This window comes from Mesorhizobium sp. M0317 (assembly GCF_040321555.1).
Taxonomy (GTDB): domain Bacteria; phylum Pseudomonadota; class Alphaproteobacteria; order Rhizobiales; family Rhizobiaceae; genus Mesorhizobium.
Map to the genome: position 1 here is coordinate 328154 of NZ_JAMYRV010000001.1, position 21164 is coordinate 349317.

Genomic DNA, 21164 nt, shown 5'->3' on the forward strand with positions numbered 1-21164 from the left:
AAGTGGGGCAATGGAAACCAGAGCCAACTACGTAATTGTCGGCATTTTCACCCTGGCTGCAATCCTGGCGGCGTTCGGGTTCGTCTATTGGACCGCCCAGATCGGTGATCGCGGCGAGACGGCGGAGCTGCGCGTGCGCATTCAGGGTTCGGCCTCCGGCCTCGGCCCCGGCAGTCTGGTGCTGTTCAACGGCGTCAAGGTCGGGGTGGTCAAGCGGGTCTATTTCGACCGCAATGACCCCAATGCCGCCATTGCTACGACCGAGATCGACCAGACAACGCCGCTCACCAAATCGACGCAGGCCGATATTGGCATCGCCAGCCTTGCCGGTCAGGTCAACATCGAATTGAAGGGCGCCGATCCCAAGGAACCGAACCTGCTGGAAGAGGCGGCAAAGGAAGGCAGGACCGCCGAGATCATCGCCAATCCATCGGCGGTCACCAACCTGCTGCAAACGGCACAGAATATCTTCACCCGTGCCGACAAGGTGCTTTCCGAACTCGAAGGTTTCACCAGGGATGTGCGCGGGCCGCTGACCCAGACCGTCAAGAACGCCCAGACATTTTCCGATGCGCTGGCCAGGAATGCCGACGGCATCGACAAGTTCCTGACCGCCGTCAGCGCGCTGTCGGACGAGTTGAAGGGTGTTTCCGGCAAGCTCGACGGCACACTGAAGGCTGCCGAAGGCCTGCTCAATGCCGTCGACAAGGACAAGATCAAGAGCATCGTCGCCAATGTGGACGCCGTCACGGCCAATCTGAAGGAGACCAGCGGACAGCTCGATGGCGTGATCAAGAACGTCGATACCGCGGTCGGCTCGGTCAACGATTTCGCCAAGCGCACGCAAGGCACGCTGGCAAAGGTCGACAATGTGCTCGACGGCATCGATCCGGCACAAGTGCGCGTGGCGCTCGCCAACATTCAGAAGGCCAGCGAAAACGCCAACAAGGCCGCCGCCGACATCGCCAAGGTGACCGACAAGTTCGCCGACCGGGCCGACGACATCGACGAGACGATCAAGGACGCCAAACAGCTTGCGTCGCGCCTCAACGATGCCTCGGTGCGCGTCGACGGCATCCTGAAAAGGGTCGATACGCTGCTCGGTTCGGGCCAGGCCGACGGCGTCATGGCCGATGCCAGGGACACGCTGAAGTCGTTCAAGCAGGTCGCCGACACGCTGAACGCCCGGCTTGGCACGATCACCGACAATATTGCGCGCTTCTCGGGCCAGGGCCTGTCGAATGTCGAGGCGCTGGTCCAGGACAGCCGGCGTTCGATCAGCCGCATCGAAGAGGCGGTGACCGATCTCAGCCGCAACCCGCAGCGCATCCTGTCGGGCGGCGACGGCGAGGTCCGGCAGTTCGATGGCAGGGCACGGCGTTGACTTCCGTGCCCGCCCGCAGCAATTACATGGACCGCGGATGCGGATTCATCATACGATCCGGGGACAGTGGGGATCACGCGTGACGTTCGGGTTGGGTGGGTATAGATCGGCAGTCGTTTTGCTTGGCTTGACGCTGGCTGGTTGCGCGGCATTGGGAGGCAAGCCGGCGCCGCTCGATACGTTCGAGCTGTCCGCCCCGTCGATCGACGCCCATGGCCACAGCCGCCGCCAGATCCTGATCGCCCAGCCCTCCGCGCTCAAGGCGCTGGACAGCCAGAACATCGTCATCAAGCCGTCAGATCGCTCGATCCAGTATCTCAAGGGCGCGCAATGGGCCGACCGGCTGCCGCTGATCGTGCAGGCGAGGCTCGCCGAAACCTTCCAGCGCTCCGGCAGCTTTGCCGGCGTCGGCAAGCCGGGCGAGGGGCTGGCGATCGACTACCAGGTGATCGTCGAGATCCGCTCCTTCGAAGTCCGCGTCAATGGTGGCGAGCATGCCGAGGTCAATCTCTTCGTGCGCATCCTGAACGACCGCGACGGCGAGGTGCGCGCCTCGAAGAGCTTCACCGCATCCGCTCCCGTCTCGGGCAGCGGCAATCCGGCCTATGTCAGCGCGCTCGACAGCGCCTTCGGCGAGGCGGCGAAGGATATCGTGAGCTGGACGGACTCGGTGATCTGAGCGAACCCGGCGAGGCGCTTGAGACCCAGGAACCTTAGCCGCCTGCCAGACGGTTGGTGACCAGTTCTGCCTTCATCCAGTGGGTTTCACTCTGGACATGTCCTGCCCGTACATATTTGCCCATGCGAATGGGCATGTCTGCCTCAGCAAATGCTTCGGCAACCCTAGCCACAAAGCCTTCTTGCTTGGCCTTATCCAGGGACGCAGCCAGATTATCGAAGAGGTTGGGGCTGAAAGGCCCACGATAGAGCGTGGGAACAGGAGTGATGCCCAGTTCCTCAAACCGGGCCAGGGTCAAATCCCACGGTTGAATCTCGGTCCCGATGATCCATGCAAAGCCAAGAAAAAATGACGGCAGCGCATCATACGCAACCGAATGTCGGGCATAGAGGTTCTCGCCGACAATCCGTTCATCGTCAGCAAGTTGCGGTGAAACATTTGCTGCAAATGCCTTCAGCCAGTCTCGGGATGGATGATAACGGCTATCGGGACTGCGCGCGTGAGAGCCATCGCGATGAAGGGTTGTGTTCTCTCCATCCATCTTCTCGGTGACCACAAGATCAGCCACCCTTAGTCCTTCAAGCGACGCCATGACCTTGTCGTCGCTGGTGGCTCCGACCGATATCGGCAGATGAAAGGTGCGACCGTATTTCCTCATGCTGGAGGCATAGCTTGCAGCCCATCGCGCCAGCAAGGGCAGCCTGAGTTCTTTGCGCTCGTCATTGTTCGATCCATGACAAACGAAAAAGGCGGGAAATTTCCCGCCTTCTTCATTTTGATGCAGCAATCGTAGCTAGTGCAAACGGCCGCTCGCATGGGCCAGCATGGTGTAGACCTTGCCGGTGTCCGACGTCAGGTAGGTCTGCGCCATGATGTTGTCGCGGTCGTTGCGCGAGACGTCCTTGAGCAGCTTCTCGAAATCGTCGCAGTAGCGGTCGACGGCGGCGCGGAACTCCGCCTCGGCCTGATATTTGCGGCGGATTTCGTCAAAGGTCTGCTGGCCCTTGAGCGTGTAGAGGCGGCGCGTGAACACGTCACGCTCGCCGCGCCGGTAGCGGTTCCACAGCTCGATAGAGGCGTCGTGGTCGATCGCCCGGGCGATATCGACCGAGAGCGAGTTGAGCGACTCCATGACATGCAGGGGCGAGCGCTGGGCGGGAGCCGCGCGCGGTGCTTCCGCGGGCGCTGCCGGCCTGGCGACTTCCTCCTCACGGGATGCCCCGGTCAGGAGATCGCGCACCCAGCCGCCTTGCGGCGTACGGGCGTTGGCGTCGCGCTGGCGCGGTGCTTCGGCAGGACGTTCGATATCGAGCGTGCCGCGCAGGCCGCCCAGCGGCGCCTGCGGAGCAGGGCGCTCCGGCTGTGGCGCCGGCGGCGGGCGGCGTACCGGCTCGGCCGGGCGCTGCACTGGCGCCTGCGGCGCCGGGCGCAGGGCGCGCGGTTCGGCATTGTCGCCGCCGCGTCCCGATTTCGCAACGATATCCGAAAGTTCCTTGAGCGCGTTGATCTGCTCGGCAACGGCACGGCGGATCGCCGAGGTCGATTCCTTGGCCTCTTCCGGCATCTCGATGACGCCCTTCTTGAGCTCGGCGCGGGTGAGGTCGAGCTCGCTCTTGATCGAGCTTGCGGTGCGCCGCATCTCCTCGGTCGCGTCGGCGAACCGGCTGGTTGCCGAATCGACCACTTCCGTTATGGCGATGCGGATCTTGTCGGCTGATGCCAGCGTCTTGCCTTCGGCATTCTGCATCGTCTGGCCGACAAGGTTTTCGAACGAACGCATGACCTTCTCGAGGTCTTCCGACTTCTTGACCAGGCCGACGGCTAGGTCTTCGAGCGACGACTGCCGCTCAAGCGTGTGTTCGAGATTGCTCTGCGCCGAGCTCAACAGATCCGAAGCCGAGGACAGCAAGCGGCTGTGCTCGTCGAACTTGGTGGCGATCGATGCCACTTCGCGCAGGGTCGACGACGACAATTCGGTAAGCCGCGTGGTGTTCGAATCGACCAGGCGTGCCGAGCTGGCGAAGGTCTGCGCGGCCTTTTCGGTGGTCGCCGCGAAGCTTTGCGTGCTGCCGCTCAGACGTTCGTCGACCTGGCCGAGGTTGATCGCCGCCTGTTCGATCAGCTCACCAAGCTGCGAACTGGAGACGCTCATGCGGCCGATGAGGTCGGCGACGCTATCGGCGAGCGACGAGCGCGCGCCTTCGACGGCCGACAACGTTTCCGCGGTGCGGCTGGCGAGCGCGTTGACGAGGGCGGCGTTTTCGCTGCGCAGCTTCTCGGTCGCGCGTTCGGTGACCTCTTCCATGCTCTTTTGCAGTTCCGAGCCGCCCTGGGCGAAGCGCTCGACCAGCGGCCGCGCGGTTTCGTCCAGGATCTTCGCCATCTCGGCCGAACGCGCCGCCAGCATCGTGTTGAGCTCGCGGGTATTGGTGCCGATGGTCTTGGCAGCGTCGTTGGTGCTCTGGCCGATGTGCTGGCCGACTGCGGTAAAAGTCTCCGCAATCGTGTTGGCGCGCGAGATCAGCTGAGCTTCTGCGCTGGAAACCTGCTCGTTGAGCTTCTCGCCCATCGTCTCCGTCGTATAAAGAAGGCGGTTCTCGACGCTGGCGACCTGTTCCTCGACGCGCGAAGCTGCGGACGCAACGCTCGCGGCCAGCCGCTCGTCGGCGCCGGCCAAAGCCTGCTCCATCTCGCGGGCGTGGACGGCAAGTTCCTGGCCGGTCTGGCGTGCGCGTTCGGCAACGCGCTGCTCGGTGCTGGCGAAGGCACCGACGATGTTGTCGGCATGCTCGCCGATCGTCGACGTGGAGTCGGCGATGCGCGACACCAGGCGGTGATCGGCCTCGTCGAAGATGCGGCTGATCTCGGTGGCGCGTGCCGACAGCGCGTCCGAACCCTCGGCAATGCGCGAGATCAACTGCTGGTCGGCAGCGGCGAAGATGCGGCCAAGGTCGGAGGCGCGGGCCGCGAGCGCTTCGGCGGATTCGCCGATGCGCATGCTCAGCCGCTGGTCGGCGCCCTCGAAGTTGCGCAGGATGTCGCCGGCGCGGTCGGCCAGCGACTGCGCCGTCTCGACCGCGCGCGCGACCAGCTTCTGGTCGGCGGCGTCGAACGTGCCGGCGATCTCGCCGGCGCGGGCAGCCAGCCGTCCGGCCGTTTCTTCGGCGCGGGCGAGCAGCGAGTTCGACGTCTCGTCGTGCCGGGCAAGCAGCACGCTCGTTGTGTCTTCGGCGCGAGCAAGCAAGGCATTCGTCGTATCCTCGGCGCGAGCAATCAGGGCGCTCGACGTGTCCTCGGCACGGGCGTGCAGACGGCGATCCGCGTCCTCGAAGGTGCGGGCGATGTCCTCGGCCCGGGCCAAAAGGGCGGCCGAGGTCTGCTCGGCACGCTCGGCGATCTTGCGGTCGGCGTCACTGAAGGCAGCACCGGCCTGTTCGTGCAGCGCGCTGGTGACTTCCATCACCTTCTCGCGGAGCGCGCCGGCAACGAAGACGGCGCTCTTTTCGAGCACGCTGCGGACATTGTCGACACCCACCGACAACGCGCGCTCCATGGTTCCGGCGCGCTCTTCGATGATGCCGGTCTGCTTGCTGAAGGCCTGCTCGATCTTCTCGACATCGGCAGCGATTGCCGCTGAGATATCGGTGCTTCTGCCGGCAATCTGGTCGATATGGCCCGACAGCGAGCGGTCGACATCCTTGCGTATGTCGGCGAGCTTTGCCAGATCGTCTTCCAGCGCCTGGGTCAACATGTTGCGGCCTTCGGCCAGCTTGCCGACATGGCCGGCGATGATGTCGTCAACCTCACCGCGGCTTGCCGACAGCTTCTGCAGGTCGGCTTCCAGCGCACGTTTCAGGATGTCTCGCCCCTCGGCCAGCTTCTCGACCTGGCCTGCGACCAGTCCGTCGATGCTCGACCGGCTCTCGGCCAGCTTGGCGAGGTCGTCCTCGAGAGCCTTCGACAGCGTCGCGCGATCCCGGACGAGCTTGTCGCTGTGACCCTCGATCAGGCTGTTGACATTTTCCAAATCCGCTTCCAGCACCCGTGCGAACTCGCCACGGTTTTCGCTCAGCTTCTGCGACTGGTCGGCAATGGCGCTCCTGATCGCATTGAGATCGGCTTCGAGCGCCCGTGTGAGGATGTCCCGGCCCTCGGCAAGCTTCTCGACCTGCCCGGCGACCAGCCCATCGATGTTGGAGCGGCTCTCCGCCAGCTTGGCGATGTCGTCTTCCAATGCCTTTGAGAGCGCCGAACGGTCCTGGACGAGCCTGTTTTGATGATCGGCCATGATGCCGCTGACATTGTGCAAATCGTCCTGAAGCGCCTGGGATAGCGTCGAACGATCCTGGACAAGCCGGCTCGAGTGGTCGGTGATCAGGCTGTTAACATTCTGAAGGTCCTCCTTAAGCGCCTGGGATAGCGTCGAACGATCCTGGACAAGCCGGTTCGAGTGGTCGGCGATCAGGCTGTTCACATTCTGCAGGTCGGCCTCCAGTGCCCTGGAAAGCTGACCGCGCTCTTCCGCCACCTTGTCGGAATGACCCGCGATGGCACCCTTGATGGTGTTGAGGTCGGCTTCGAGCGCGCGCTTGAGGATATCGCGGCCCTCGGCCAGCTTCTCGACCTGGCCGGCGACCAGCCCGTCGATGCTCGACCGGCTCTCGGCGAGCTTGGCGAGGTCGGCCTCGAGCGTCTGTGACAACAGGCCACGATCGTCGGCAAGCCGGCTCGAATGGTCGGAGAGCAGGCCTCTGATGCCGGACAGGTCGTTCTCCAGCGCCTTGCTGAGTTCGGTGCGATCCTCGGCCAGTTTCGCCGAGTGGTTCTCGATCACGCCCTTGATGCCGATAATGTCGTTTTCGAGCGCCTTGGTCAGGATGGCGCGGCCTTCGGCGATCTTTTCAACCTGGCCAGCGACCAGCCCGTCAATCGAGGCGCGGCTGTCGGCGAGCTTGCCGAGATCGGCTTCCAGGGCGCGCGACAGAATGTTGCGGCCTTCGGCCAGCTTACCGACATGCCCGGCGACCATTTCGTCAATGATCGTACGGGCTTGCACAAGTTTTCCGGAGTCTTCATGCAAAGCCTGGTTGAGCCGGTTGCGGCCTTCTTCAAGCCGCTCGAGATGGCTGCCCAGCGACGCGTCGATGGCGGCGCGCGACTCGTTGACCTTGCGCAGATCCTCTTCCAGGGCGCGCGAGATCAGGTTGCGGCCTTCGGCCAGCTTCTGCACCTGGTTGGTTACGGCCGCATCGATGCCGGCGCGGCCCTCGGCGAACTTCGCCAGGTCCGCCTGCATGGCAGCCGCCATGCGTTCGCGGCTTTCGGACAGCTTGCGGCTGTGGTTTTCGACGGCGTCCTCGATGCCGACACGGGCATCGGCAAGACGCTGGATGTCGGTGTCGAAGGAGCGCGACACGACATGGCGGGCGGCTTCCATCCGGCCGGCGAAATCGCTGGCGCGGGCTTCGAGCATCGACGAGGTCGACGAGACGATGTCGGCCATGTCGGCGCCGATCTGGGTCTTGCCCTGATCGATCATCGCCGACAAATGATCCTTGCTCTCGGCAAAGGTGTGGGCGATCTCGCGGGCGCGCTCGACCAGCGTTTCGTTGATCTGGCGGGCGCGCGCCTCGAGCGCGGCGTTGAGCTTCTGCGTGCCGGTATCGAGTGCTTCGGCGCGGGTCTGGAATTCGCTGATCAGCGCCTGGCCGCGCTCGGCCAGCGTCCGCTCGATGCCGTTCAGGCTGGACTCGAATTCCGAACTCAGGGTGCGGGCGGCGCCGCCGAGCAGCGACACCATACCGGTGGTGCGGTCGTCGAGCAGGTCGGTCAGCGACCGGGTTAGGCCGTCTGTGGTGTCCGTCAGCTTGGCGATGCGGGTGTCGAGCAGCGAAGCAAAGGCTTCGCCCGATGTCGACAGCCTGTCGGTGATCGAATCCAGCCGGGTTTCGACCGAATCGAAGATCGACATCGAGCTTTCATTGATGCGGTCGATCAGCGTGTCGCCGGAATTGGTGATCGTCATCGACAGCTTGGTCGACGCGTTGAGGATAGAGTCGCGAATAATGTCGGAGGCGGCGCCGATCTCGTCCTTCAGCGTTTCATGCGCGCCGGTGATCGAGGCGCGCACGCGCTCGGCATGAGTGACGACGGCTTCGCGCTCGCTGCCCAGCCCGTCGACCAGCGACCGGATGCGCGATTCATTCTCCGAATAGGAGCGTTCGATCTGGTTGACCTCGCTGTGGACCAGCGTTTCGAGCTCGACGGCGCGCGCCAGCGTGCGCTCAATGCCTTCGCCCATCGCCGCCACTTCACGGCGAACGGCCTGGCCGATCATCATCACGCGATCCTGGGCGAGGTTTTCCGGCTCCGCCAGACGGAAAGCCACCTCCGTCATCGACTGCGCGGCAATGCGCATTTCCTGCGCGCGGCGGATCATCGCCGCGAAGGCCCAAAACAGGACGACCGGTATGATTGCCGCGATCGCCAGGCCGATCAGTTCAGGGCGGGCCAGGATTTGATCGAATGTACGAATTTTCCAGATGCTGGGGCCAAACAGCAGATTGGCAACGCCGCCGGCGCCGGCGATCCAGGCCAGCGACACGAACGCCACGACCCAATAGATCGTGCTAGACGCGCGCCGGTTGAGGCTGTGCAGCAGCGTCTTGTAATCTTTTTGGCGGTCATCGTTTGCCGGCTTGAAGCCGGCTGGCTGAGCGCTGTTGCGCGATTCGACCGGGCGCAGCTCGGCGGGCTTGGCTGCCGGCTTCGCACTCTGGTTTTGTTGGACGGGCGCGTTTTGAGCGGGGGCGGGCTTCTGGGGGCGGCCTTCGCGCGCCAGTTCGTCCGCGGCCTGCGATATCTGCGCTTCCAGATCTTCCATCGACGCCGCAATATCGAGATCGCCGCTGCCGTCTCCGCTGAGATCGAGGTCTAGTGCCTTTTCGAGTTCCCTGGCTACGTCGCTGTCGAGAGTTCTGGTCGTCGTTGGTTTCTTCGCCATGCCTTCGCTACCCTGTACTAGCTGCCGAGGGACTTCTTATTTTTGCCTGATTCTGGCTCGTCTTATCCCACGCAGGAGGCTGAAAATGGACCTTCGTATCGTAATGACACACAGGGGTAAAGAAAACATGCATTCCGCGAGATACGTAAAACTTTAAATATAAGGTTAACGACAACGTGATCTAACCGCCTCAGCGGCAACAATTTTCCAGCCCATTCATTAACGCGTTGGCGACGGAAATCGCTTAGTTTTTTCGGCGATCGGCACAAGGAGTTTCAAATTGGTACGCGGTGAAAGCGGCATTGCCTTCTCAATGCCGGGCGGCGATGCGTCGGGACCGGCCCGTTCGCGCCCAGTGGATCTGGCCCACCTGGCCCGTCAGACAATGGGCGATCGCGCCCTCGAACAGGAGGTATTGGCACTGTTCGTACAGCAGGCGCTTTCCGTCCGGGACAGAATAGTCGATGCCGACGTCAGGGAGCGACTGCTTCTGGCGCATGGGCTGAAAGGTTCGGCGCGCGGGGTCGGCGCCTTCGCCATCGCCGACTGCGCCACCTCGATCGAACAGCAGCCGGAAGATGCGCGCATCCTCAAGCGCCTCGGCGCCCTGATCGAGGAAGTGCGCGATTTCATCGCCGCCATCAGCCGGTAATGGCTGCCGCTCGGCAGCGGCCACCGGGATGAATCGACGGGGCCAGGGCGTGCTTTGGCCAGCTTTCCGAAAAAACGTCACAAAGCGGCGCTTTCGCGCGGCAGTTGACTTGTCCGGCGGAGTGATTATCTCGGCTGGGACTCCCTTCAGGTGACAAATGACCAAGCTGACCTTCATTGCCCATGACGGCACTCCTTTCGATGTCGAGGCCGAAAACGGCTCGACCGTCATGGAGAATGCGATCCGTAGCGCGGTGCCGGGCATCGAGGCAGAATGCGGCGGCGCCTGCGCCTGCGCGACCTGCCATGTCTATGTCGACGAAGCCTGGACGGCCGAGGTCGGCGAGCCGGAGGCGATGGAAGAGGACATGCTGGACTTCGCCTATGACGTCCAGCCGAACTCGCGGCTGTCCTGCCAGATCAAGGTGCGCGACGCGCTTGACGGCCTCGTCGTGCGCGTGCCGGCTCGCCAGGGTTGATCTCCCGTACCATCTGATTTTTCCCGCCGCCGCTTGGCAGCGGGCCAATGCTCATGCAGTCTCGCGCCAGTTTCGCCCCAGTTTGACAATGAGGCTCGCCTGGCATGACCGATATAATCAAGACGGACGCACTCATTGTCGGGGCGGGGCCGGTCGGCCTGTTCGCCGTGTTCGAACTCGGCCTCTTTGACATGAAGTGCCATCTGATCGATATCCTCGACCGGCCCGGCGGCCAATGCGCCGAACTCTATCCGGAAAAGCCGATCTACGACATTCCAGGCTGGCCCTCGATCTCGGCGCAAGGGCTGGTCGACAAACTGCTCGAGCAAATTCACCCGTTCAAGCCGGATTTTACCTTCAACCGCATGGTCTCCAGCCTGGAAAAGCTGGACGACGGCTCATTTCGGGTCACCACCGACGAGAACGAGGTGTTCGAAGCCAAGGTGGTGGTGATCGCCGCCGGTGGCGGCTCGTTCCAGCCCAAACGGCCGCCCATTCCCGGCATCGAGGCCTATGAGGGCAGGAGCGTCTTCTATTCGGTGCGCCGTATGGAGGAATTCCGCGGCCACGACCTCGTCATCGTCGGTGGCGGCGATTCCGCACTCGACTGGACGCTGAACCTGCAGCCGGTGGCAAAAAGCGTGACACTGGTCCATCGCCGGCCGGAATTCAGGGCGGCGCCCGACAGCGTCAACAAGATGTACGCCATGCAGGAGATGAAGCAGCTGGAGTTCCGGGTCGGCCAGGTGAGCGGCCTGACCGGCGCCGATGGCGAGCTGGCCTCTGCTACCATCAAGGGCGGGCCCGACGGCGACATCGAGGTGCCGTGCACGCGTATGCTGCCGTTCTTCGGCCTGACCATGAAGCTGGGCCCGATCGCCGAATGGGGGCTCAACCTTCATGAGAACCTCATTCCGGTCGATACCGAGAAATTCCAGACCTCCGTGCCAGGCATCTTTGCCGTCGGCGATATCAACTGGTACCCAGGCAAGCTGAAGCTGATCCTGTCGGGTTTTCACGAGGTGGCGCTGATGGCGCAGGCCGCCAAGCGCATCATCAGCCCCGGCGAACGCATCGTCTTCCAGTACACGACGTCGTCGACGAGCCTGCAGAAGAAGCTCGGCGTCGTGGAGTAGGTCCTACAGGGCTTTCCGGATCACTCCACCAGAACGACCGGCGCCTCGGCGTCGTCGCGGCCGCGCAGTGACTTCTCCGGCATCAGCGCCAGCGTGATCAGCGCCAGCACGAGCGTGACGGCCGCGGCAAGGAAGATCATCATGAAGGGCGTCGCCGAGACGATCTGTCCGGCAGCCGGCGCGCCTTCGCCGGCAAGCGGCAGGCCATAGCCGAGCGCGACGGCGCCGAGCATGGCGACACCGAGCGCGCTGCCCAGCGAACGCAGGAAGGTCAGCGCGCCGGTGGCAACGCCGAGATGCGCGCGGTCGACGGCGTTCTGCACCGATACGGTGGCGACCGGGAAGGTGGTGCCGCTTCCAAGGCCGATGCAGATGGTCAAGAGCTCGACCACCAGCAGCGAGGCGCGGCCGGCGACCAAGCTGAGCACGCCAAGACAGATAATGGCGAAGAGAACGCCGACCATGGCGATACGCTTGTAGTGGAAGAAGCGCGGTATCGTGCGGCCGCTGAACGTCGCGCCGGCGACCGTTCCGAGCAGCAGGCCGAGCATGGCAAGGCCCGACTGGCTGACCGACAGGCCGATGATCGACTGCAGATAGACCGGCAGGTACACCGACAGGCCGATATTGGCCGCCTGCAGCAGAAACATCGACGCCGTGCCGGCAAGCACGATCGGATTGCTCAGCACTTCAAGCGAAATCAGCGGCTCGGCCGCACGCATCAGCCTGAGCGCGAACGCACCCCAGAAGACCGCCGAACAGGCGAGCAGGCCGACGATCTCGCGGGAGACCCATGAATAGGCGCTGCCGCCCCAATTGAGGGCCAAAAGCAGCAATGCCGTCGCCACCACCAGAAGCAGCGCGCCCAGCGCGTCGATGCGATGCCGCTTTGCGGCGACCGGCAGTTTGCGCAGCGGCTTGTTGATGATGGCCATGGCCAAGATGCCGAGCGGGATATTGATCCAGAAGATCAGCGACCAATGCAGATGTTCGGCAAATCCGCCGCCGAGCAAAGGCCCGGCGATGCTGGCGACAGCCCAGGTGCCCGAAATCCAGGCGGCATAACGCGCGCGTTCACGCGGCGGCACCAGGTCGCCGATGACGATCTGCGCCAGGGCGAACAGGCCGCCGCCGCCCGCACCCTGGATCGCCCGGCCGACAACCAACACGAACATGTTGGGGGCCATGGCGCTGACCAGCGATCCCAGAAGGAAGATCAGGATCGCCGCATAGACGGTCGGCCGGCGGCCATAGACGTCGGAAATCTTGCCGTAGAGCGGCGCCATGGCCGTCGCCGTCAGGAGATAGCCGGTCACGATCCACGGCAGGTAGTCGGCATGGCCGAGCGAACGCCCGATGGTCGGCATGGCCGGCGCGACGATTGTCTGGTCGAGCGCCGCCAACAGCATCGACAAAAGGATGCCGGCGATTATGACGTTCTTCTCGCTTTCCGTCAGCGGTGCGGCGGGAGGCAGCCTAGCCGGCTTGTCGACAGCTTGGTCCATATCATTTCATCCATAAAGTTTGAGAGCGATTGCGCGGCGCCAAATGGCCGCTCCGCTACGCGCCGCCTCAATTGGTCTTGATCTGGTGTTTCGAAGCTCGCGCCTTGCCAGCCTGACATATCTTGCGAGCCTGACATATGTCGTCCCGTATAGGCCGATTTCGACCTATGCCCGAAAATTTTCTGGGGCTGGCCTCATGTTTCGGCAGAATTGGCTTGGTATCAGTCCGTGTTTCAGCCGGGCGGAAGCTGGCCCTTCTCGACGCGCTGCATGCGGTAGCGCAGCAGCCGCAGGATGCGGCTTTCGAAATTCACGCCTTCCACGCGGTCGAAGCGCAATTGGTCCTGGTCATGCCTGGCGAGTTCGGCCGCGGTGATCTGCGCCGCCTTCGCCTTTGCCCCGGCGCAGGTCTTTTGCGCAAAGCTCGCGTTCAGCGCGTCTTCGAGCAGACGGCCGTGGTTCTTGGCGATCTCGACATGACGCTCCTCATGGCGCTTGATGTCGGCCGACAGCGTGTCCCAGAACAGTCTGACATCGGGATCGGCCTTGCGCGGCCTGCGCCACTCCGGAAGGATGACCTTGACCTTGACGGTAACGGCGGCCTTGGCGATGCGGCAGGTGTCTGCGGTTTGCGCGTAGCTGATGCGGGTGGTGAACGCCATCTGGGTGGCGCCTGGATGCCGCATCCCGGTGCTTTTCACCTCGGGTCCATGCTTCGACAATTGCGTCTCGATGTCATCGAGCGTGCTGCCGCCGATGGCAAAATAGCTGTAAGTCTTCACCAGATTGGCAGCATTCGCCGGCAGGACGGTCAAAGCCAGCATCAGGGCGCAGAGCAGGGGTCGTTTCATCATGTTGCCTCTTCACTCACCTTGCTTTACGGCCGTTGCCGGCGCAACGGAATTGATCTTCCACCGATCACGCATCGTTGATGGATTGCAAGCGCTCGATGAGCCACATGCCAATGAGCCACATGCCAATGAGACACATGGTTGAAGGACAATGACGACAAGGCGATGGCAACTGGCGCATAAGTGCCATCTCGACCTTGGCGAGAAAGCCATTGTGGTCGGCATTCTCAACGTCACGCCCGACAGTTTTTCGGATGGCGGACTGTTCATCACGCCTGACCAGGCGGTGGCGCAGGCGCACCGCATGGTGGAAGAAGGCGCCGCCGTCGTCGATATCGGCGGGGAATCGACGCGCCCCGGCGCCTCGCCCGTGACGCCTGAAGAAGAGCAGGCCCGCATCCTGCCGGTCATCGCCGCGCTCGCCAGTTCAGGCGAAGCCCTGATTTCGGTCGACACCTATCGCGAGGAAACCGCGCGCCTCGCCGTCGCCGCCGGCGCGCATATCGTCAACGATGTCTGGGGCTTGCAGCGTGAACCCGGCATCGCCCGCGTCGCCGCCGAGACCGGCGCCGGACTGGTCATCATGCATACCGGGCGCGGGCGGCAAAAACTGCCCGACGTCATCGCCGACCAGTTTTTGTTCCTCAAGGCTTCGCTGGAAGTCGCCAGGCGCAGCGGCGTTGCGGACGATCATATCGTACTCGATGCCGGCTTCGGCTTCGCCAAGGAGACGGCTGAGGAAAACCTCGACCTGATGGCGCGGTTTTCCGAGCTTAAGGAGCTCGGTTTTCCCTTGATGGCCGGCACCTCCAGAAAACGCTTCATCGGCACCGTCACCGGCCGCGAAGCCGGCGCGCGCGCCGCCGGGACGGCAGCCACCAGTGTCATTCTGAGGCTGAAGGGCGCCGATCTGTTTCGCGTCCACGATGTCGCAATCAACGTGGACGCACTGGCGGTCGGCGATGCTATGCTGGCGCGCGAAAAGCCAGGACGCTGAGCCCAGGACACTAAGAAATGTACGTCATCCGCATGAAGAACTGCGCCTTCTTTGCCCGGCACGGCGTGCTGGATGAGGAAGAGGCGCTTGGCCAGCGTTTTTATGTCGATGCCGAGTTGACGGTCGAGCCCAGCCGCCCGCTGGAGGATGATTCCATCGAGGACACCGTCAATTACGGCATCGCCTTCACGGTGATTGAAAAGATCGTCACTGGACATCGCCGCTTCCTGATCGAGGCGCTGGCGCTCGAAGTGGCGAAGGCGCTGACTTCACGGTTCCCGCAGATCAGGAAGGCCGAGATCACCGTGCGCAAACCCAACGCACCGGTGCCCGGCGTGCTCGATTATGTCGAGGTGACCGTTGTCTGGCCAGAGTAACAATAACACGGTCTATCTCAGCCTTGGCGGCAATCTCGGCGATCCCTCGGCCTCGATGGCGGCGGCGCTGCGCCTGCTCGACGCCGACGAGAGCACGCGCGTCGTCGCCGTCTCCTCACTTTACCGCACGCCGCCCTGGGGCAAGCTCGACCAGCCGGATTTCCTCAACGCCGCTGCCGAAATCTCGACCTCGCTGGCGCCAAGGGCGCTGCTCGACCTCTGCCTCGAGGCCGAGCGCAAGCTGAAGCGGGTGCGCGAGGAGCGCTGGGGTCCGCGCCTGATCGACATCGACATATTGGTGTTCGGCGACCGCACAATCCACGAAACCGGGCTGGAGGTGCCGCATCCCCGAATGGTGGAGCGCGCCTTCGTGCTGGCGCCCTTGGCAGAGATCGCGCCGGATCTGGCGGTGGGCGGCAGGAGCGTGACCGAGCGGCTCAGCGCCGTCGATACGTCAGGCATAGAGCGGCTGGCTTCCGGCCGCGATTGGTGGCTGGGTTAACCGGAGAAGCCGCCGCCATCGAGAAATGCCTGTTCGTCCGCCGTCGTCTCGCGGCCAAGCATCTTGTTCCTGTGCGGAAAGCGGCCGAAGCGCTGGATGATGTCGCGGTGCTCGATGGCGTATTTCACATACTCCGGCGCCCTGGCGGTGGTGAGCTCGACCGATCTGTCCTGGTCGGCGGGCAGTTCCGAATGTTCGTAGGGCAGGTACAGGAAGACGCGCAGGTTTTCTTCCAGCGAAAGGTCATGGCCGGCCGCAATCGCCTTGGCGGCAAAGTGCCGTGCCAGCGGATCGGTGGCGTACATATGGCCTGAGCCGCGAAAGCAGTTGCGCGGAAACTGGTCGAGCAGGATCATCAGCGCCAGCGAACCCTCGGCATGCTCCGACCATGCGTCGCACTCGCGCCGCGCGGCGGCAAAGTGCAGGTCGAGAAACCTGCTGCGGAAATCCGCGTCGAAGACGTCGTTCTTCTCGAACCACGCGTCTTCGCCGGCCTCGCGCCAGAATTTGGTGACGGCGAGCGCGCTCTCATCCGATGCGGTCATCAGCTTTCCCCCTGATCGGCGGGCTCGGGCTTGTGCAGCACGCCGGCCGTCTCTTCGTTCAGCGCCTGGCCGGGCCGGCGCGGTTGCGTCAGCGGCGTCGGGATCGGCGTGCCGGTATTGCCCCTGAGGAAACGTTGCCCGGCGCGGACGCCTTCGGCCAGCTGCGTCTCCAGTCGGGCATTGTCGCGCCGTCGCACATCCTCGATGACATCGGCGACATCTTCCGGCTCGACGCCCAAAACCTCGAGCGCGGAACCGCCGAAGACGAGGGCCGATTCGAAGGTCTCGCGCAGCTGGAAGTCGACCCCGGCGCGGATGAGCGACAGGGCGGTGCCGCGATCGAAGGCACGCGCCAGGACAGTCAGCAACGGGAACTCCGCCTTGATCAGTTCCGCCATGCGCACCGTGGCGTCCGGCTTGTCGACGCAGATCAGCACGGCGCGCGCGCGGCCTGCACCTGCGGCGCGCAGAATGTCGAGCCGCGTGCCGTCGCCATAGTAGACCTTGAAGCCGAAATCGGCGGCCGCCTGTATCATTTCGACATCATTGTCGATGATCGACACATCGATGCCGCGCAACAAAAGCGGCTGGCTCGCGATCTGGCCGAAACGGCCGAAGCCGATGACCAGTACGCTGCCGGTAAGGCCGTCGGCGATGTCGACGCCTTCAAGCGACTGCTCGTCGCGCGGCGTCAAATATTTGAGCGCAATGATGGCCAGCGGCGTCAGCACCATGGAGATGATGATGATAGCGGTCAGCGTTGCGTTGGCCCGGCTGTCGATGATGCCAACCGCCGCTGCGGCCGAATAGAGGACGAAGGCGAATTCGCCGCCTTGCGCCATGATCACGGCGCGTTCCAGCGCTTCACGATGACCGCTCTTCAGCATGCGGGCGACGAGGTAGATGCCGAGCGCATTCATCGCCATGTAGGCGACGACATAGACGGCGATCAGCCGCCAGTTGTCGGCCACCACATGCAGGTCGAGCGACATGCCGACGGCGAGGAAGAACAGGCCAAGCAGGATGCCGCGGAATGGCTCGACGTCGGCCTCCAGCTGGTGGCGGAAGGTCGATTCCGACAACAGCACGCCGGCCAGGAAGGCGCCCATCGCCATCGAGAGGCCGGAAAGCTGCATAACCAGCGCCGACCCCAGCACGACCAGAAGTGCTGCCGCCGTCATGACTTCGCGCGCCTTGGCGTCGGCCAGGATGCGGAAGAACGGATTGAGCAGATAGCGGCCGGCCACCACCAGCCCGACGATGGCGCCAAGACCGATGCCGATTTCGGTCAGCCTCTGCTGCAGGGTCATCTCGCTGCCGCCCGGCGCCAGGAAGGCGACCAGCGCCAGAAGCGGCACGATTGCCAGATCCTCGAGCAGCAGGATGGACACGATGCGCTGGCCCTTGGGGCTGGCCATCTCGCCACGCTCTTCCAGAAGCTGCATGACGATCGCCGTCGAGGTCAGGACAAAGCCGGCGCCGGCAACGAAGGATTGCGCGATCGGAAAGCCGCCGGCGAGACCAACACCGGTGAGCAGCAATGCGCAGACGCCGACCTGCAGCGCGCCGAGGCCGAAAATCTCGCGGCGCAGGCCCCATAGCCGCGACGGCTGCATCTCCAGCCCGATGATGAACAGGAACATGACCACGCCGAGTTCGGCGACATGCAGGATGGCTTCCGATTCGGAAAAAATGCCAATACCGAACGGGCCGATGACCACGCCCGCGGCGAGATAGCCGAGGATCGAGCCCAGCCCCATGCGTTTGAAGATCGGAACGGCGACGACGCCTGCGGCAAGCAGCGCCACCACCTGAATGAGATCGCTGCCCGATGCTTCCGCTGCCATGCCTCTTGTCCCTGTGTCCGACAGCACTCCTTGCATGCACTGGGAGCGGGAGGCAAGGGCGGGAAGCCTGCCAGGATGGGTAGGGTGCCGCGGCAGCGATTCCCCGGTGGAACAACAGTCTGCGCTTGCCTGTCGGACGGCCGGTATCTATATCTGACAAATGCCTGATTATTCGTCCCGGCCGTCGCCGCTGCCACATATCCCGATGGATGCGCTCAGCGAAGTTCTGCAAGACTTTCGCTTGAGTGGCGTCAACTATGGCCGCTGCGAACTCCGGCACCCATGGAGCATAGACTTTCCGCAACAACAACTGCTTCGTTTTCACTTTGTCGGCCAGGGTCCATGCTGGATTCACACCGAAGCGCAAGGCTGGCAGGAGTTGCGCGATGGCGATCTGGTGCTGCTGCCGCAAGGCATCGCCCATCGGCTGGCGAGTGCGCCGGACGTGGTGGGCGATTCGCTCGAGGGCTGCCAGGTGATCAAGTTGGGCGGCAACGTTTGCGAAGTGATACGGCAGGGAACGGGCGCGACAAGCACCCTTTTCTGCGGCTCCATGTCTCTCGGCTCCTATGCGCTCAATCCGTTGATCACGTTGATGCCGCCTCTCATCAAGGGTTGCGACGTGGCCGGCAATGACCCGATGGTCGGCCCTTTGCTGGCGGCCATGACGGTGGAGGCCGCGCAACCGCAGATGGGCAGCGCCACCATCCTGTCGCGTATGGCGGATTTGCTGACAGCCAGGCTCATACGCTGCTGGGTCAATTGCAACGGCGCCTCGACCATCGGTTGGCTTGCAGCCATCCGCGACCCCCATATAGGGCGCGCTCTGGCGGCCATGCATCGCGATCCCGGCCACAACTGGACGCTGGGAAGCCTGGCCGGCGTGGCAGGCCAATCGCGTTCGATTTTCGCCGAGCGCTTCAGCGCGGTATTGGGTGAGGGCGCCGCACATTATCTCGCCCGCCTGCGCATGCAGCTTGCCCGCGAATTGCTGGGCCAAAACGGCTTGTCTGTTGCCGAAGTCGCTACCCGTTTGGGCTATGATTCCGAGGCGTCCTTCGCCCGCGCGTTCAAGCGCATCACCAATGTCTCGCCAGGCGTTGTGCGCCGCACAATTCCCGGACGAATGGATATGAATTTCGGATTTTAAGGTACATAACATCCGGGCGGACTCGCCTATCTAAGATCTCCAAACTGTGGAGATCTTCCCGTGACTGACACAACATTACAGCTTGAAGACGCCGCCATTGGCCTTGATGCCGATGCACCAGCCGCGTGGAGCGCGGCCACCTGGTTCGCGGTCCTTTCATTGGCGGCCACCAGCTTTGCCCTGGTGTCTGCCGAATTCTTGCCGGCAGGTCTGTTGACGCCGATGGCGCGCGATCTCGGCATCAGCGAGGGAACGGCCGGACAGGTCGTCACCGCCACCGCTTCCGTTGGCGCCGTGACGGCCATGTTGAGCAATGTTCTCATAGGTCGATTGAACCGCAAGGCGGTGCTGGTTGGCCTCATGGCCCTGGCGGTCGGTTCCAATATTCTTGCGGCGCTGGCGCCCAATTTCTGGCTGCTGTTGCTGGGCCGGGCCGGGTTGGGGATCGCTCTTAGCGCTTTCTGGGCACTTTCCGTTGCCGTCGTGGCGCGGCTGGTTGGCGCCAATGCGACAGGTCGCGGCATGGCGATCGTGACCCTCGGCGTCTCGCTCGCCACCATTGCCGCGCCGTCGATGGGTGCGTTGATCAGTGACTGGCTGGGATGGCGCAGCGCCATGGCCATGACGGCGGGGCTGGCCGCGCTTGCCATGCTGCTGCAGCTTCTCAGCCTGCCGACCTTGCCTGCGGCGGCAAGCAACAGCCTTGCAGACGTCTTTCGGCTGACACGGCGGCGTGGCATCCAACTCGGCATGCTTGCCATTGTTCTGCTGATGACCGGGCATTTTGCCGGCTCGGTCTATGTGCGCCCGTTCCTCGAACAGGTGACGCTCCTCACAACCGGGCCGATTGCCCTGGCGCTGCTCGGGTTCGGCATCGCCGCTGTGATCGGCAATATTGCCGGTGGCCGCCTGGCCGACACCAACATCCACATGGCCCTCGCAGTTACCGCCGCGTTGATGGCGTTTGCGGCACTCGCTTTGGTGCTTTGGGGCGCGCAAACCGGCGTTGCCTTCGGCTTTGTTACGCTGTGGGGCTTCGCCTTCGGCATGGCGCCGGTGGTGCTGCCGACCAATATGTCTCGCGCGGCATCTGATGCGCTGGAAGCAGCAGGCAGCCTGATGGTCACTTCCTTCCAGGTTGCCATCACCGTCGGTGCGGTTGTCGGCGGCTATGTCGTGGACACCTATGGCGCTACGGGACCTTTGACCCTAACCGCCGTCCTTGCCGCGGCGACGGCCGCACTGGCGCTGCTGCAGCCTCGTGGCTGAAACCTCGCTTCGTCTGACACGGGCGGCCTCAATCAGGCCGTCCGCGCCGTTGCAGCAGCGCTGCACAGGTTTATGCGCCGCACACGTTGCGTTTTGCCGCAATCGGCGGCTATGGGACGCCAGGCTTCGGCCGTTGGAAGGCAGCGACGATCAAGTTCTGCCTTCGTGAGGAGAATGACTGACATGAAGAAGTTTTTGCTCGTCGGCGTGGGTGTCGCCATGCTTGCCGCATCGGCCTGTTCGAAGGCGCCTGAATGCACGCAGGAAATCGCGGCCAAGAAGGCGCAGGAAATGACCGCCGCGCTGCAGGAAGCGATCACCAAGGATCCGACCAAGGCCGCCGACCTGACCGCCAAGGTGCAGGCTGTGACGACCAAATATCAGGGCGCCACCACGCCGGCCGACGCCTGCAAGGCCTATGACGATCTGACGGCCGCCATCAAGGGCTGATTCTTCGTTCGGAAATTGAGGAAGGCGGTGGCTCGAGTAGCCGCCGCCTTTTTTGCTGGTGTTCTTAAAGCGCATCGCGCTGACACGGAGGACCGCCGGCACGCACAGGACCATGACACGTTGGCCTTGCTGTGGCTTGGGCCATCGGAGACGCTGACATCGTCGGTTGCGCGCCACATGTCCGGTCGCGGCAGAAAGGTGCCGCCCGAGCGGCCCGTGCTTGAGGAGCGCCAACCTGGCCGCAAGGTGGCGTGTCCTTCCCGACATCGAGCTGAGCGGAACAGCTCAGCTAACGCGCAGTGCAACCCCGTTCCGCGCTTTTTTCGGGGAACCGCTTGA

17 protein-coding genes are annotated in these 21164 nt (G+C 63.6%); 11 read left to right on the plus strand and 6 right to left on the minus strand.

Annotated elements, in window-relative coordinates; genetic code table 11:
- Positions 1-10: 10 nt before the first annotated feature.
- On the plus strand, positions 11-1384 hold the full coding sequence (locus NKI88_RS01685; protein ID WP_352624627.1) for an MlaD family protein: 1374 nt from the start codon (positions 11-13) through the stop codon (positions 1382-1384).
- A 37-nt stretch (positions 1385-1421) separates the two neighbouring features.
- Positions 1422-2063, plus strand: a complete 642-nt coding sequence (locus NKI88_RS01690) for an ABC-type transport auxiliary lipoprotein family protein (RefSeq protein WP_502909414.1) — start codon at positions 1422-1424, stop codon at positions 2061-2063.
- A 34-nt stretch (positions 2064-2097) separates the two neighbouring features.
- On the opposite strand, the gene NKI88_RS01695 is transcribed toward NKI88_RS01690, so the two are convergent.
- Positions 2098-2850, minus strand: a complete 753-nt coding sequence (locus NKI88_RS01695; RefSeq protein ID WP_352653604.1) for an RNA ligase family protein — start codon at positions 2848-2850, stop codon at positions 2098-2100.
- Between the two features lie 6 nt (positions 2851-2856).
- Positions 2857-9066 carry a kinesin gene (locus NKI88_RS01700; RefSeq protein ID WP_352653605.1) on the minus strand — a complete coding sequence of 2070 codons (6210 nt, stop codon included), beginning with the start codon at positions 9064-9066 and terminating at the stop codon, positions 2857-2859.
- A gap of 313 nt (positions 9067-9379) precedes the next feature.
- Between NKI88_RS01700 and NKI88_RS01705 the strand changes: the two genes are divergently transcribed.
- From NKI88_RS01705 to NKI88_RS01715, 3 genes are all read left to right on the plus strand, one after another.
- Positions 9380-9718 carry an Hpt domain-containing protein gene (locus tag NKI88_RS01705; protein WP_023706163.1) on the plus strand — a complete coding sequence of 113 codons (339 nt, stop codon included), beginning with the start codon at positions 9380-9382 and terminating at the stop codon, positions 9716-9718.
- Positions 9719-9875: 157 nt separating this feature from the next.
- Positions 9876-10196, plus strand: a complete 321-nt coding sequence (locus tag NKI88_RS01710) for a 2Fe-2S iron-sulfur cluster-binding protein (protein ID WP_023673507.1) — start codon at positions 9876-9878, stop codon at positions 10194-10196.
- A 104-nt stretch (positions 10197-10300) separates the two neighbouring features.
- The gene (locus NKI88_RS01715; protein ID WP_023715858.1) at positions 10301-11332 is read left to right on the plus strand and encodes an NAD(P)/FAD-dependent oxidoreductase; all 1032 of its coding nucleotides are present in this window, start codon (positions 10301-10303) and stop codon (positions 11330-11332) included.
- 20 nt (positions 11333-11352) lie between these two features.
- On the opposite strand, the gene NKI88_RS01720 is transcribed toward NKI88_RS01715, so the two are convergent.
- Both NKI88_RS01720 and NKI88_RS01725 read right to left on the minus strand, forming a co-directional pair.
- Entirely contained in the window at positions 11353-12837 is a 1485-nt protein-coding gene (locus tag NKI88_RS01720; RefSeq protein ID WP_352653606.1) for an MDR family MFS transporter, read from the minus strand.
- Between the two features lie 233 nt (positions 12838-13070).
- Positions 13071-13691 (minus strand): DUF922 domain-containing Zn-dependent protease, encoded by a 621-nt coding sequence (locus tag NKI88_RS01725; protein WP_031208961.1) that lies wholly within the window; start codon positions 13689-13691, stop codon positions 13071-13073.
- Between the two features lie 148 nt (positions 13692-13839).
- On the opposite strand from NKI88_RS01725, the gene folP reads away from it, so the two are divergent.
- Genes folP through folK form a run of 3 tightly spaced genes read left to right on the plus strand, consistent with a single transcriptional unit; the run spans position 13840 to position 15564 of the window.
- Positions 13840-14685: a dihydropteroate synthase gene (gene folP / locus NKI88_RS01730; RefSeq protein ID WP_023752194.1), complete on the plus strand. Its 846-nt coding sequence runs from the start codon at positions 13840-13842 to the stop codon at positions 14683-14685.
- A 17-nt stretch (positions 14686-14702) separates the two neighbouring features.
- The gene (folB, locus tag NKI88_RS01735; RefSeq protein ID WP_023673502.1) at positions 14703-15062 is read left to right on the plus strand and encodes a dihydroneopterin aldolase; all 360 of its coding nucleotides are present in this window, start codon (positions 14703-14705) and stop codon (positions 15060-15062) included.
- Positions 15046-15564, plus strand: coding sequence for a 2-amino-4-hydroxy-6-hydroxymethyldihydropteridine diphosphokinase (gene folK, locus NKI88_RS01740; RefSeq protein WP_023685987.1), 519 nt, complete (start codon positions 15046-15048; stop codon positions 15562-15564). The genes folB and folK overlap by 17 nt, the downstream gene beginning before the upstream one ends.
- Here folK and NKI88_RS01745 read toward each other — a convergent pair.
- Both NKI88_RS01745 and NKI88_RS01750 read right to left on the minus strand, forming a co-directional pair.
- Positions 15561-16109 (minus strand): DUF924 family protein, encoded by a 549-nt coding sequence (locus tag NKI88_RS01745; RefSeq protein WP_352653607.1) that lies wholly within the window; start codon positions 16107-16109, stop codon positions 15561-15563. The genes folK and NKI88_RS01745 overlap by 4 nt on opposite strands.
- Positions 16109-17956 (minus strand): monovalent cation:proton antiporter-2 (CPA2) family protein, encoded by a 1848-nt coding sequence (locus tag NKI88_RS01750; protein ID WP_023742508.1) that lies wholly within the window; start codon positions 17954-17956, stop codon positions 16109-16111. Before NKI88_RS01750 ends, NKI88_RS01745 begins: the two co-directional genes overlap by 1 nt.
- A 160-nt stretch (positions 17957-18116) precedes the next feature.
- Between NKI88_RS01750 and NKI88_RS01755 the strand changes: the two genes are divergently transcribed.
- From NKI88_RS01755 to NKI88_RS01765, 3 genes are all read left to right on the plus strand, one after another.
- A complete protein-coding gene (locus NKI88_RS01755) occupies positions 18117-19106 on the plus strand; it encodes an AraC family transcriptional regulator (protein WP_023706171.1) in 990 nt (329 codons plus the stop codon).
- A gap of 60 nt (positions 19107-19166) precedes the next feature.
- Positions 19167-20375, plus strand: coding sequence for an MFS transporter (locus NKI88_RS01760; protein WP_023715852.1), 1209 nt, complete (start codon positions 19167-19169; stop codon positions 20373-20375).
- Positions 20376-20558: 183 nt separating this feature from the next.
- Entirely contained in the window at positions 20559-20825 is a 267-nt protein-coding gene (locus NKI88_RS01765; RefSeq protein WP_023685989.1) for a hypothetical protein, read from the plus strand.
- Positions 20826-21164: the final 339 nt, after the last annotated feature.

Coding starts and splice junctions, on each gene's coding strand:
- NKI88_RS01750 (WP_023742508.1), bottom strand. CDS start 17,956: ATGGCAGCGGAAGCATCGGGCAGCGATCTCATTCAGGTGGTGGCGCTG.
- NKI88_RS01685 (WP_352624627.1), top strand. CDS start 11: ATGGAAACCAGAGCCAACTACGTAATTGTCGGCATTTTCACCCTGGCT.
- NKI88_RS01755 (WP_023706171.1), top strand. CDS start 18,117: ATGCCTGATTATTCGTCCCGGCCGTCGCCGCTGCCACATATCCCGATG.
- NKI88_RS01690 (WP_502909414.1), top strand. CDS start 1,422: ATGCGGATTCATCATACGATCCGGGGACAGTGGGGATCACGCGTGACG.
- NKI88_RS01710 (WP_023673507.1), top strand. CDS start 9,876: ATGACCAAGCTGACCTTCATTGCCCATGACGGCACTCCTTTCGATGTC.
- NKI88_RS01765 (WP_023685989.1), top strand. CDS start 20,559: ATGAAGAAGTTTTTGCTCGTCGGCGTGGGTGTCGCCATGCTTGCCGCA.
- NKI88_RS01705 (WP_023706163.1), top strand. CDS start 9,380: ATGCCGGGCGGCGATGCGTCGGGACCGGCCCGTTCGCGCCCAGTGGAT.
- NKI88_RS01700 (WP_352653605.1), bottom strand. CDS start 9,066: ATGGCGAAGAAACCAACGACGACCAGAACTCTCGACAGCGACGTAGCC.
- NKI88_RS01715 (WP_023715858.1), top strand. CDS start 10,301: ATGACCGATATAATCAAGACGGACGCACTCATTGTCGGGGCGGGGCCG.
- folP (WP_023752194.1), top strand. CDS start 13,840: ATGACGACAAGGCGATGGCAACTGGCGCATAAGTGCCATCTCGACCTT.
- NKI88_RS01745 (WP_352653607.1), bottom strand. CDS start 16,109: ATGACCGCATCGGATGAGAGCGCGCTCGCCGTCACCAAATTCTGGCGC.
- folB (WP_023673502.1), top strand. CDS start 14,703: ATGTACGTCATCCGCATGAAGAACTGCGCCTTCTTTGCCCGGCACGGC.
- NKI88_RS01725 (WP_031208961.1), bottom strand. CDS start 13,691: ATGATGAAACGACCCCTGCTCTGCGCCCTGATGCTGGCTTTGACCGTC.
- NKI88_RS01720 (WP_352653606.1), bottom strand. CDS start 12,837: ATGGACCAAGCTGTCGACAAGCCGGCTAGGCTGCCTCCCGCCGCACCG.